The 13,502-nt window shown below is 40.7% G+C and carries 8 protein-coding genes; 4 read left to right on the top strand and 4 right to left on the bottom strand.

The window, feature by feature from the left end:
* Positions 1-2: 2 nt before the first annotated feature.
* From FY557_RS11215 to FY557_RS11200, 4 genes are all read right to left on the bottom strand, one after another.
* Positions 3-3,512: a T9SS type A sorting domain-containing protein gene (locus FY557_RS11215; RefSeq protein ID WP_149247344.1), complete on the bottom strand. Its 3,510-nt coding sequence runs from the start codon at positions 3,510-3,512 to the stop codon at positions 3-5.
* Between the two features lie 410 nt (positions 3,513-3,922).
* The gene (locus FY557_RS11210; RefSeq protein ID WP_149247343.1) at positions 3,923-4,972 is read right to left on the bottom strand and encodes an acyltransferase family protein; all 1,050 of its coding nucleotides are present in this window, start codon (positions 4,970-4,972) and stop codon (positions 3,923-3,925) included.
* A gap of 11 nt (positions 4,973-4,983) precedes the next feature.
* Positions 4,984-6,123, bottom strand: coding sequence for an EpsG family protein (locus FY557_RS11205; protein WP_149247342.1), 1,140 nt, complete (start codon positions 6,121-6,123; stop codon positions 4,984-4,986).
* A gap of 2 nt (positions 6,124-6,125) precedes the next feature.
* Complete coding sequence (locus FY557_RS11200; RefSeq protein ID WP_149247341.1) at positions 6,126-7,127, bottom strand: hypothetical protein; 1,002 nt, start codon at positions 7,125-7,127, stop codon at positions 6,126-6,128.
* A gap of 190 nt (positions 7,128-7,317) precedes the next feature.
* Here FY557_RS11200 and FY557_RS11195 point away from each other — a divergent pair, with 190 nt between their 5' ends.
* Genes FY557_RS11195 through FY557_RS11180 form a run of 4 tightly spaced genes read left to right on the top strand, consistent with a single transcriptional unit; the run spans position 7,318 to position 13,498 of the window.
* Positions 7,318-10,968 carry an MMPL family transporter gene (locus FY557_RS11195; protein WP_149247340.1) on the top strand — a complete coding sequence of 1,217 codons (3,651 nt, stop codon included), beginning with the start codon at positions 7,318-7,320 and terminating at the stop codon, positions 10,966-10,968.
* Between the two features lie 42 nt (positions 10,969-11,010).
* Positions 11,011-11,925 (top strand): dialkylrecorsinol condensing enzyme DarA, encoded by a 915-nt coding sequence (locus FY557_RS11190; protein WP_149247339.1) that lies wholly within the window; start codon positions 11,011-11,013, stop codon positions 11,923-11,925.
* A gap of 1 nt (position 11,926) precedes the next feature.
* A complete protein-coding gene (locus tag FY557_RS11185) occupies positions 11,927-13,066 on the top strand; it encodes a beta-ketoacyl-ACP synthase III (protein WP_149247338.1) in 1,140 nt (379 codons plus the stop codon).
* The gene (locus FY557_RS11180; protein WP_149247337.1) at positions 13,067-13,498 is read left to right on the top strand and encodes a hypothetical protein; all 432 of its coding nucleotides are present in this window, start codon (positions 13,067-13,069) and stop codon (positions 13,496-13,498) included.
* The last annotated feature ends 4 nt before the right edge of the window (positions 13,499-13,502 follow it).

Raw genomic sequence — 13,502 nt, 5'->3', positions numbered from 1 at the left:
ATCTATTCTTTAATAATCTTTACAATTTCTTTTGAATCATTAATTCTCAAAAGGTATGCACCGGAAACCAGGGAAGAAAGATCAGTTTTTTTATTTTCAAACTTTCCTGATTTTACAAGCTGTCCGGACATATTATACACCTGATAATAATATCCTTCCGTATTATCCGCTGTTTTAATGTACAGTTCATTTTTCACCGGGTTCGGGAAGAAAGCAATCTTGTCCTTTTTAACAGCTCTAATATCATTCGAGTCTAAGCGTGCAGCAGGTGCCGTAGCCGGTAAAGCCGTAATCTGAAGTCTTGGAATCACTCCTTCCTCATTTCCGTTGGCATCGTATTTAATTTTCACACAACGGCAGTTCATTCCAAAATACGGATCGTTATTATCGTGGAAAGCAATCATACGGTTGGCTGAAGCAGCAGCATCGAATAAAACATTGATCGGTCTTCCGATATAATTTGAATTAAGGGCGGCTGTCCAGATTCCGGGATATTGATAATTGATGACATTGAAGGTTCCTGCTGCAGACTGGTTGGTAGTCACACTTCTTGAGCCGCGGGATCCTGAATTCGGATAATTTCCTATTCTGTAAGACGAATCGTTAAAAGTATATCCAATGGTGTAACTGGCAGAAGCGCTTCTTCGTACCCTTACCCCCAGATAATCATTGGCAACGCTGTATGCAGTAGTTACCACCTTGTCTTTTTTATACCACGGTGTAAATCCGAAGTCCTGCCCGCCCGGCGCAACGCCTGTAAGGTCAGGAATTCTCCAGCCAGCAGGACATGGGTCGAAAGGTGACTTTGTACCACCTCTTCCCCAACGGTCAGGAGCAAGGTTGGGTTCGTTTGCCAGCCAGTCCGTTCCGTTTGTATAGACAGGAGTTGTACTGTTATAAGGGGCAAAAGTACTTGGGATCATATATACCAGAGGATTTCTCACGGAATACGTTAATACTTTCGCGATTTTATCCGAAACTTTATCTGCTGACGTCACATTCGCATTGGCAGAATTGGCATAGGTATTATAAGGAATGATGTAACTTCCGGATACATTATTATAGGCTGCATTGGTAAGCGTTGTATAATTTAATGTTCCGGTTGCCGTAGCTGTGCCTAAAAATACGGAGTAAGACGCACGGTCGTCCGCATACTGAAAAACAGGAAGCGGATCTTTTCGTCCCCATTGATAATGAAGTCCTGTGGAAGCTTTTATTTTTGCCAGTTCCGCAGCAGTGGGGGTAAACGGATTTGCAACGATCGGGAATGCATCAGTAGCTCCCAGATTACGGTCCATAAACTCCGTTTCGAATATATTATCCCCTTTCGGAATATAATTTACATAATTTGTTACGGAAGATACCGGCAGTTCTGTAGTGTAGTTGTAGGAGCCAACAGCAGTATCTGTTACCCAGATATGCCATGACCAGTATATCGGATTTGAAATACTTCCGTTATGCAAGGTTACAACTGCGTTTCCGCTCTGATTGGGATTGACAGCCACTGCAATCTTTGATGATGCAATGGCATCCAATGAACCAGGAGAAGGATTAACGACCGTTACATTATTAATCAGACCGGTATTGGTTGTCCAAAGGACATTGGCTTTAAGGCTATTAAAATTGGCAGTGTTCAGAATATCTTTATTATTCAGCAGTTGGCTTTGTACTGAAAATGCCTTGCTTACAGGAATCTCTACGATAAACGCAGCGGTATTCTTTACCACCTGGTATGTATTCGGGTTATTTATCCCTTCGGTATAATTTATTTCCGAAACAATATATTCGGTTGGAAAATCGTAGTCGTTTACGACATACAGCGGATCTTTAATACACCTGCATGCATTGGCATCAGAAGTATTGGCAGAAGCCAGCGGAAAATACCAGTATCTTCCTTTTACGTTCGGCTGGCTCGAATCGGGAATATCAGACTGTTGCCTGTCCGGAATCATGAAAAGCGATCGTGCGCTTACTGCAGGAGTGGTATCGAAAAACTTCGGCATTGTAGCAGTCCATAAAGCAACCTGATGCTGATCGGTATACTGACCCTGGTGTGCCAGAATAGAAATCCCTCCTGTTCCCGGGAAGATTCCCATATTGTATCCTCCTGCATTGGAAAGGTCGAAGCCGAAATTTGGATATAATTTAAAATTCGTCATAAAACTTGGTACGCCGGAATCAGTAGGTTTTATGATATGGTAGGTATTTGATTCAAAAACATTTTTAGGGGTATTCGTGCGTACACCAAATGGCGAATAATCAACCCGGATGTCATCCACGTAGCTTCCGGAAGCAAGATTAGCCACCAGAACCGAGGGAATTCTCCATCCGTTCGGACATGGATCATAGGAAGATTTATTTCTGTAAGGTGACGCTGCAGCGTTATTGTTGTAATTATTACTTACAACTCCCTGAGAATTGTCAGACCACAGATTAAGTTCCGGCAATCTGCTGTCGTTCAGGCCCGGCATTCTTCCGAACCAGTTCACCATCAGGTTTGGATTGTTGTTGTAATAAGCAGGTCCTGAATTGTCGTCTTTATTTACGTAAATCAAACTTAACGGATTTTTTACCGCAAGCTGGATATTATTTGCAATCGTAGCATTGGAAAGCAGGACGAATTTCCGAAGATTATCAAAATTGGCGGCACCGGTAAAATTTTTTGCCCCGCGGTGTCTTACCCGTCCGACGGATCCGGAAACTTCATAAAAATCATTTCCCCGGTACACCAGCGGCGGAATAGGATCTTTCCGGCCCCATTGGTACAATAAGCCTCCGTTTCTATTCCAGTCGTTTGCGGTAATGGAAGCACTTACAGCTCCAAGATTACGGTCCATCCAGCCCCAGTCTGAATCCGGAATGGTTTCAACAGTTCCATCTGCTCTTTGCCTTTTGACATCAGGATAGCTTTTATAGGTAGATCCGTTGGAAGGATCATCCGTTACCCAGATGTGCCACGACCAGAAGATCTGTCCGTTTACCCGGAAAGCAACCACGGCATTTCCTTTTTTAGCTTTATTGATCGGAATTTTAATTTTGGCATTCTGACCGGCGTCCACGACTTCCAGGGTATAGCTTACGCCGGACTTTACCAGCCCGTGAACATCTTCCCACAAAACATCAGCCGTAAGCTTCCCGCTTGGAATAGCCGATCCACCTAGTATTTTATCCTGTTCCCACATAGCATATGCTTTTCTTACAGGAATATAAAGGCCGTCAACATCCTGGGTAGGATCAAAAATGTAACTATTTGGCGCTCTGGTCCAGTCTACTGCTTTTCCGGTTGGGTTGGTAAGAAGTTTTTCATTTGAAATAGTAGATTTTTTTTCATCACTGATCTGTTTTCTGTCTGTAATTAAAGGTTTAACTAGTGAATCTGATGTTTTGAAATAGGTTTTCCGTGATATTTCAAAGTAATCGGATTTCTTTTCTCCTGCGATTTCTTTGGCATAGATGCCATGCGTTGCCAGACAGCATAAGATTGCTGCCACATTTTTAATTGACTTTTCCATTTCTTTAAACTTTGTGTGTATGTACTTGTTAATACAACATTTAAACCCTTGTTAAAAAAAATCAATTTATTTTATAAATAATTAATACATAAAGCAATTAGAACATTAAGTGCATTAAAAGTATTCAATTATTAGTGAAGAAATTACTTTTTCAACTTAAGTATTACGAAAATACATTATTTTTCAATACAGTGATCAGATGCTGAAAATATTTTATAAAATATTAATAATAAAATTTCATAGATGATATAAATCAAACCGGAAAAAAAATGCCTTTTGCCAGTACCGATATCACTCTATATTGAATAAAGTTTAGAAATTGGCGAAAAGTTCCGGGAGGTGTGCCGGATATTACAGACAAAAAAAATGACTGAATTATAGATGGTATATAATAAAAGAAAAAGGCAAAATTAGATTATTTTTTTCAACACTTTCTGAAAAGCCGGTTCTATGAAATAAGCAACCAAACTTGCCATACCTCCAATAAAAATACAGGAAATAACGGGAAGCAGAAAATAGGGAATCCCGGCAAAATAATGATGGAACTTAATAATTAATGCTACCAGCATATTCTCATGCAGCAGATAAAGCGGATAGCTGATAAAACCGATAAATTTAAAGAACCGGGTTGAAAAAATAAACCCAAAACTTTTCCGGAAAAGGGCAAAGTAAAAAATAAGGCAAAGCACAACCAGATATACCAGCATCACCGGATCCTGGAATTTAATAACGTACAGCAGAGAAGAAAACGTAGCAGAAATAAGCATCCACAGGTATTTCTTTTCCCTGTTATAAAAATAGATGTAAGTAAGTGCGCCGGCTGCAAACCATCCAAAATGGATAAACGAGCCGATATAAATTTTCATCCACGACGTTTCATGAAAGATATTTCCCAGGCACAGCAGCTGCAGGGCAAGCGCCGAAAGATAAATTAAAAAAATTCCTCCCAATGCAACGTTCCTGTTGAAAAGAAAGTAAAGTGCCCCGAAAATGATATAAAATTTTACCTCAACAAACAGGGACCAGAAAGACAATTCCAGCACAGGGAAATCGGTATTGAAAATCTTTTCCAGGATACTGTTGTTGATAAAGGTAATACCGGGCAGAATGGATTTCAACGGAGGAATCCCAAACGGCCTTTCATGGAAAAAATGCGCGGTAGAGTACACAATCAGGCTGCAGATGAGCATACTCGGAAAAAGCCGGATCCATCTGTTCTTAAGAAATTTCCAGAAACGGCCTGTCCGTTCTACCGACATCAAGATAACAAAACCTGAAATCAGAAAGAACAGCTGGACGCCGAGACTGCCATATTTGAACAGGATATGATCTGCATAGAGTTTTTTATAAGGATAATAATCAAACCAGATATAATAGCCATGAAAAAGCAGCACCAGCAGGATCGCCAGCCCCCTTAGACCGTCAAGTACCAGAATTCTTTCTTTCTTAGGTGCACTCATAAGTTCGGATATTAAGGCAGCAAATGGTTTTTATACTGTTCAGCCGTAAATCTTCCGGAAGTAATATTCCTGAAACTCGAAAAAACGATGAAATTGAATATCACGAAAGAGAAAATAAAAAGATAAATCATCTTTTTGGTATTATTGGAAACCACATACATGGTATTCGGAATAATAATATAACCAAACCCCACAAATGTCCCTGCAAGCCTCGAAGCGAAAATCGGGTTGTTCCTGAAAATAAAGAAGAAACATATTCCCATAACGGCGTACATCCTGTGATATTCGTAATAGGGATATTTTTCAACCATCTTGGTATCGAACGCAAACAGGAAGAAGGTAAGAATCGCCATCAGTGCTTCGGGAATACCGAACCCTCCGTTCAGCCTCTCCACACTTTCATCCACGTAACCGTTGAACCCTACGGATATTGCATTATCAGCTGAAATATTACTCAGAAAGCCACCAAATGCCCGGTAGACCTCGAAAGGTGATAAAAATATTGAAGTAATGATCAGGATCAGCATCAGTGTTTTGTTCATCGGAAAACGTACCAGCCAGTACATTGGTAAAAACAGATAACATACCGTGTGGATACCACCTGCCAGGTAAATACACAACAGGTATGCCCACAATTTCCGCTCTTTAATATACCGTATCGCGAAATATACGATGAAAGACCCTAAGTTCTGCCTGATCTGTCCGCTTTCCCCAATAAAGAACCCTGGAATGAAAAGCATGGCCATTACGGTAAAAGGGTAAAATGAATTATCGTCGATATATCTTATCTTAAAGAAAATGGCAATGGCAGCGATGACGAGCGTCAGCATATAAAACGGGGCATCAAAGATATTAAGCAGAATTTTATTGATAAGCACAAACAGCCATTCCACCTCCATCGGCTGAGGAGGTTCCAGGTGAAGGGCCGTAAAAACAAAAGTGATGTAATCTTTGGTATCTGAGTAAATATAAATCCCCCGGTAACTTCCGTAGTCCGGTCCCACACTATCCCGGAGTCCGGCGATAATGATCAGGTATGCTCCCAGAAACCAAAGCGCTTTTTTATCGACCTTACGATGGAAAACTTCCTGATAGCTGAAAAACAGCATAACGATAAGGGCAATAATGTAATATGGATGTAATAAATGCATTCCTAGATATAATGTTTTTTAAACTGATAAGATGCCGCCACGAATCCCGTAAGAATCAGCGGCATAAATAACCTGGTTTCCCAGAAAAGCCCCACTAAAGTTATCATCATCAGATAAGGCGAAGAGAAAAACAGGTATTTCCTGATGGTCCTCTTTCCGGATTCATCAGAAAACCCGTACGCAAACCGGATACTTAATATTCCAAACAAAAGTCCAAGAATATTATAAGGACTTGTAAAATTTTTAACCCAATATATTCCTTCTGCAAATGAAGCATGCTGCCAGATAAGCCACCGGAGCCCGATATAAGGGATGATAAAAGCAGCCACCAGAAACATACATTCTTTAACGAAGGCAAAGTTCCCCCTTTTCAGTTCCTGCGGTTCGATAAAGACAGCTGCGAAAAAGGCAATATTCAGACAGGCCGTCTCTCTGACGAAGGTGGAGATAAAAATAATGCTACTTAACAAAATGAGATCCACAGGCTTTCTTTTTTCCAGGTATTTCAGGGTAAAAAGCATTCCCAGGCTATAAAAAAAGAGGGCAATACAGTCGCAGTTGGTGGGTACATACTGCATGATCACAATAAAAAACACCGCGATCAAATGAACCATCTGCTTTACTTTGTCATTTAAAAGAAGCCCAGCAGGCTGCATCTGTAAAATTTTGTGCAACACCACAGACGTGAGCATGAAAAAGAAAACGTTGATCAGAAAAATGCTGTGATAAAAAAAAGACCCCTGTTTAATAATAAAGGCTTTGGCAAAAGAAAGATCGTTGTTTACAATATAGGCCAAAGCTTCCGTCACATGCACACTCAGGTAATTCGGAATGACACGGTACGCATACACTGATGAAAACATGAAGTCGGGTACTTTTTCCCAAGATTTGATGCCCACTACATAAGAGGTCTCAAATCCGTAATAGGATATGAAGAACAGCAGGAAAGGAAAAACGATTATGAATAAAAAACCGTTTATTTTTTCATCAAATATTTTAAACATATCAAATCTAAGCTTATTACTTAGCTATTTTGTCTTAAAATGGATTTTCATCAGTCGGGAACTTTTGCAAAAGTAGATTTTTTTTTCATTTCGACTAAATATTTTATTGATTTTCAAGGAAAACTTATTGTTAAAACATTTTGCACTAATGGCGAAAAATTTAAATTTGCAAACTTGATTTTTACATGCCATGCACCGGTTTTTTATCTTTTTATATTATCTGATCTCCAGAAACAGGCTTTTATCCGTGCTCTTTGCTATCGGAATTGCCGTTGTATGCGGATTCTTCGCTTCAAAGATTAATTTTGAAGAAGACATCAACCAAATCATTCCCAAAAGTGAAAAATCGGACCTTACGGCAAAAGTCCTGAAGCAGCTTAATTTTTCAGACAAGATCATTGTTATTATTGAAAAGAAATCGAAGGAAGAAGACTTCCAGCTTTCGGAAACCGCCGATTCTTTTCTGAAAAAGACTGAATCCCTGCAGAAATACATCGGTTCCGTCCAGGGAAAAGTAAACGACAGTGAAATTTCGGAAACTTTTGATTTCGTTAATCAGAACCTTCCTTTATTCCTAAACGAAAGCGATTACCGTGAAATTGAAAAAAAGCTCCAGAAAGACAGCATCGCCCGGCAGGTTGAAAGCAATTATGTTTCCCTGGCATCCCCTACCAGCCTTGTAACGAAAGAATTCATTAAAAAAGATCCGCTCGGCATTACTTTTTTAGGAATTAAAAAGCTCAACGCCCTGAACATCAGTAAAGATTTCAGGCTCGAAGACAACTACATTGTTACTAAAGACGGAAAAAACCTTCTTCTGTTTATTGATCCCAGGAATAAAAGCAATGATACCAAAAATAACGAAGCTTTTATCAACCGGCTGAATGAAATAAAGGATAACCTCAACACCCGGTTTAAAGGAAAAACGCAGATCAGCTATTTCGGATCGCCGGTAATTGCCGTGGCCAATGCCCAACAGATCAAAAAAGACATCAGGAATACCGTAATGATTTCCATGACGGTGCTCCTGATTCTGCTGATCTATTACTTCAGGAATTTCTTCACCCCGATTATCGTATTTCTGCCGACGGCTTTTTCGGTGCTCCTCGCTTTACTGATCCTGTATTTTATTAAGGATAAAATTTCAGCCATTTCATTAAGTGTGGGAGCGATACTGATCGGGATTACCATCGATTATGCCCTGCATATTCTCACGCATTACAAGCACAATAATAATATTGAGGAACTTTACAAGGAAATCACGCAGCCGATTATTTTAAGCAGCGCCACAACGGCCGTATCCTTTCTCTGCCTTATTTTTGTACGTTCGGAAGCCCTGAAGGACCTCGGTCTCTTTGCAGCAATTACCGTTATTTTATCTTCGGTTACTGCCCTGATTATTGTTCCCCAGCTTTATAGGCCAAAGGAAAAAGGCGAGTACGTCAACATCAATTTCATTGATAAAATTGGATCTTATCCTTATGAGAAAAATAAACCTTTAATCATTATCTGTTCCGTTATCATCATTGCCTGTTTGTTCGGTTTCAGGAAAGTAGGTTTCAATGAAGACATCGGCGACCTCAATTATATTCCGAAAGATTTGAAGATCAGCGAGGCGAAGCTCCAGAAGCTATCCGACATTACTTCCAAATCCATATACACGATTTCCTACGGAAATTCTGAGAACGAAGCCCTGGCCAGAAACTCCGAACTGAGCAGGTTCTTGGAAAAAGAGAAAACAGAAGGGAAAATACTAAGCTACAACTCGATCGGTAATGTGGTGCTGTCTGAAAAAGACCAGCAGAAAAAAATTGACGCCTGGAAAAAATTCTGGAGTCCGGATAAAAAAAACCAAACGGTTTCGGAACTGGTTAAAAACGGAAATCAATTCGGGTTCAACAGCTCGGCATTTGATCAGTTTAATGAAAATTTAAACAAAAGCTACACGACGCTGGACCTGAAAGATTACGAACAAATAAAAGCCTTGCAGATCCCGGAATTCCTGAGCCAGGAAAATGGGTTCTACACGGTTTCCAACGTGGTAAAGGTAGACGAGAATAAAAGAGACGCTTTCATTAAAGATGTTGAAAATAAACATGAAGCGCTGGCCATCGACCGGCAGCAGATGAATGAAAACTTTCTGGGGCTGTTGAAAAGAGACTTTAATACCTTAATCAATTATTCCCTTTTGGCCATTATTCTAACGATCATCGTCTTTTTCAGGAATTTTGAGCTTACGGTCCTTACCATGTTTCCGATTGTTTTAACGGGAGTCGTAACGGCCGGAATCCTCTATTTCCTGGGACTTGAGTTAAATATTTTCAGCACTGTGGTCTGTACCCTCGTTTTCGGAGTGGGAGACGATTTCAGTATTTTCCTTACCCAGGCCATGCAGAAAGAGCATACCACCGGAAAAAATGAGCTTCCGACTTACAGGACTTCCATTATTCTGGCGGTCTTTACCACCATTCTCTCCATCGGTTCCCTGATTTTTGCCAAACATCCAGCCCTTCATTCACTGGCCCTGGTGGCTCTGATCGGAATGTTTTCCGTGATCATCATTACCTCAACGTTATACCCTTTCTGGTTCAGGCTGCTTATTACCAACCGGGCAAAGAAAGGACTCTCCCCGATTACGTTCAGGCTGTTCCTGAATTCGGTCCTGTCCTTTGTCTATTACGGGCTGGGCGGACTGTTTTTTTCGGTGATCGGAAGCATTTTTGTGAAGAAATCCAAAGGCCGGACCTTAAATTTTATTAAATTAATCATCGCCCGCTTTTTAACTTCTGTCCTTTATACGAATCCATTTGTAAAGAAGAAGTTCATTAAAAACCCGAATGAGGATTTCAGCAGGCCGGCGGTACTGATTGCCAATCATACATCATTCCTGGACACGCTGACGATGGCGATGACCACGCACAAAATTATTTTCCTTGTCAATGACTGGGTATACAACTCCCCGGTTTTCGGGAAAATTGTGCGGGTTTTAGGCTTTTACCCGGTTTCCCAGGGTATCGAAAATGGGATGCAGCAGCTGAAGAAAAAAGTTGACCAGGGTTATTCACTGGTCGTGTTTCCCGAAGCGGAACGCTCCTATACCAATGATATCAAAAGGTTTCACAAGGGCGCTTTTTATATTGCAGAAGAATTCGGGCTGGATATCGTTCCGGTGTATATCCACGGGAATTCCGAAGTGCAGCCGAAAGGAGATTTCATTATTTATGATGGAGACATTACTGTAAAAGTTGGTGAAAGGATCCATAAGGAAGACGAGAGTTTCGGACAAACATACTCAGAAAGAACGAAAAGAATTAACGCTTTTTTCAGGGAGCAGTTTGCGGCATTCAGGAATGAGCTGGAAGATGAAAATTATTTTGGGAGAAAATTATTTTTAGCCTATTTATATAAAGACAATGAAGTTGTGCAGGCGGTAAAAGAAGATTTTAAACTGAACAAATCCGTTTACTTCGAACTGAACAAACATATTCCGAAAGATGCCAACATTTTACATCTGGCAGATGATTTCGGCCAAAAAGATGTACTGCTGACCCTGCAACAGGCCGGCAGAAGAGTTTTCAGCTTTATAAAAAATGAAGAAAAAAGAAGGATTGCCAGACAGACATATCTGGTAAAAAGGAGAAAGATCCAGTATGTGAATAATCTGAAGGAAATCACCAAGAAAATAAATGTTCTTCTTGTTTCCGATGAAAGCTTCGACTTCAATACCCTGCCCGAGCTTCCTGAAATTATTGTCTTTATTAATATGAATAATAAAGGTAATCCAACAAATTACAACCTGAAGTTTGGTTCTGAGACATTAAAAATATTTAGTTCCAAATAATACATAGGAAAAGCATATTTTTGTAACCTGATAAATGGAATTATGAAGAAAAATATACTCGTCATCTATTATACTCAGTCGGGACAACTGGAAGATATCATGAGAAATATCGCCCGTCCTTTTGAAGATAAGAACGACGAATATGAAGTAACCTATTACAATATAAAACTGAAGAAGGACTTCCCTTTCCCGTGGAGTAGTGATGTATTTTTCAATACGTTTCCGGAATCTTACCTTCAGATCCCCAGCGAGATCCTTCCCCCACCGGAAGAGGTGCTGAATAAAAAATTCGATCTGGTCCTTTTCGGCTATCAGGTCTGGTACCTCACCCCTTCCATCCCGGTTATTTCATTTTTGAAAAGCGGATACGCAGAAAGTATTTTAAAAGATACTCCGGTAGTGACCATCTCAGGAACAAGAAACATGTGGATGCTTTCCCAGGAAAAGCTGAAAGTTTATTTAAAGAACCTGAATGCAAAACTGGTAGGAAACATCGCTCTGGTAGACCGCCACGACAATTATACCAGCGTACTTACGATTCTCCGCTGGATGACGACCGGAAAAAAAGAAAAATCGGGCATGCTTCCGGCAGCCGGTGTTTCGGATCAGGAAATTGCAGGCGCCGGAAAATACGGAACCATTATCGAAAAGCATTTTTCAGAAAATACAGTGCAGACCCTGCAGCCCGATCTGGTAAAAAACGGGGCTATGGAAATCCGGGCATTTCTGGTAAGAGTGGAAAAAGTGGGAAACAAAATTTTCACGGTCTGGTCAAACCTTATCATCAGGAAAAAAGAGAAACGCCCATTGCTCATTAAATTCTTTAAGGTATATTTGATGGCTGCAATATGGCTTATTTCACCTGTTGTGCTGGTTTTACACTTATTAACAACCCCCATTTTTTGGTTTAAAAGAAAAAAACAAAGAGAATATTTACAAGGAATTAATTTAAAATAGAATGAACGACGTATTTATAACAAAAGCATTTACCTATCTACCCAATGAACCGGTTTCTAATGATGAAATGGAAACGTATCTTGGTTATATAAACGGCGCTCCTTCCAAAGCTAAAGCAATTATCCTGAGGAATAATAAAATTACGACGAGATATTATGCTTTGGACAAAGAAGGAAATCCTACCCATACCAACGCACAGATTGCGGCGAACGCGGTGAAGGGCCTTTTTGATGACCAATTCAGGAAAGAGGATATGGAGCTGCTTTCGGTGGGAACTTCTTCCCCGGATCAAATCCAGCCCTCTCATGCTTCGATGATCCACGGGGAGCTTGATATGAATAAATCTATAGCGGTCAATACAGCATCCGGGCTCTGTAATTCCGGGATGAATGCCCTGAACTACGGTTTTCTTTCCGTAAAGGCTGGCGTCCATAAAAATGCGGTCTGTGTCGGTTCGGAGAGAATGTCGGCATGGATGACGGCAGATAAATTCAACCATGAAGCAGAAAACCTGGCTTTACTGGAAGAAAGACCGATCATTGCCTTCAAAAGGGAGTTTTTAAGATGGATGTTATCCGACGGCGCCGGCGCTTTCCTTCTGGAAGGACAGCCTAGAGAAGACGAAGTATCTTTAAAAATAGAATTTATTGATTTCTATTCTTATGCTCATGAAATCGAAGCCTGTATGTATGCAGGAACCGAAAAGCAGGAAGACGGAAGCCTGAAATCCTGGGCAGACTATCCTTCCGACGAATGGCTGAAGCAGTCTATTTTCGCATTAAAACAGGATACCAAAATTTTGGATAAATACATCTTGGTAAAGGGAGCTGAAAGTTTAAGAAGTTCTTTTGATAAGCATAACCTGGACCCGGATACGGTAGACCATGTCCTGGCCCATGTCTCTTCCGGCTACTTCAAAGAAGGTCTGAAAGAGGAATTTGCCAATGTTGGACTGGATTTCCCTTGGGAAAAATGGTTCTACAACCTTTCCGAGGTTGGCAACATCGGGGCAGGATCCATTTTTATCGCCCTGGAACAACTCATGAACTCCGGAAGACTGAAGAAAGGTGAAAAGGTATTGCTTTGTGTCCCTGAAAGCGGAAGATTCTCTTATTCCTGTGCTTTATTAACCGTTTGCTAAATGAAAAACAGACTGCCTACTTCCGATCCGCAATTTGTTGAAAGCTTAATCCCGCAGCGCTCCCCTTTCGTTATGGTAAGCAGCATTGCCGAATATTCCGAATCCCATCTGGTATCCGGTTTTGAAATCAGGGAAGACAACATTTTCGTCCTGGACGGTATTTTTCAGGCTTCAGGATTAGTAGAACATCAGGCACAGAGTGTTGCCTTGCATACCGGTTATAAATTTTACTTGCTTGGCAAGGAAGCCCCTACAGGATACATCGGTGCCATCAAAACATTTGAAGCCATAGCACTGCCGAAAACCGGTGACCGCCTGAAATCTGAAATATCCATTATCAACGAAATGATGGGGGTAACGCTGGTGGATGTGGTGACAACGCTTAATGATGAGGTGATCGCAAGATCTCAGATGAAAACTGTTATTATGTAAGACT

This window comes from Chryseobacterium sp. SN22, assembly GCF_008329705.1.
Classification (GTDB): Bacteria; Bacteroidota; Bacteroidia; order Flavobacteriales; family Weeksellaceae; genus Chryseobacterium.
This window is presented reverse-complemented; position numbering and strand designations above follow the sequence as displayed.

Coding starts and splice junctions, on each gene's coding strand:
- FY557_RS11215 (WP_149247344.1), bottom strand. CDS start 3,512: ATGGAAAAGTCAATTAAAAATGTGGCAGCAATCTTATGCTGTCTGGCA.
- FY557_RS11210 (WP_149247343.1), bottom strand. CDS start 4,972: ATGAGTGCACCTAAGAAAGAAAGAATTCTGGTACTTGACGGTCTAAGG.
- FY557_RS11205 (WP_149247342.1), bottom strand. CDS start 6,123: ATGCATTTATTACATCCATATTACATTATTGCCCTTATCGTTATGCTG.
- FY557_RS11200 (WP_149247341.1), bottom strand. CDS start 7,127: ATGTTTAAAATATTTGATGAAAAAATAAACGGTTTTTTATTCATAATC.
- FY557_RS11195 (WP_149247340.1), top strand. CDS start 7,318: ATGCACCGGTTTTTTATCTTTTTATATTATCTGATCTCCAGAAACAGG.
- FY557_RS11190 (WP_149247339.1), top strand. CDS start 11,011: ATGAAGAAAAATATACTCGTCATCTATTATACTCAGTCGGGACAACTG.
- FY557_RS11185 (WP_149247338.1), top strand. CDS start 11,927: ATGAACGACGTATTTATAACAAAAGCATTTACCTATCTACCCAATGAA.
- FY557_RS11180 (WP_149247337.1), top strand. CDS start 13,067: ATGAAAAACAGACTGCCTACTTCCGATCCGCAATTTGTTGAAAGCTTA.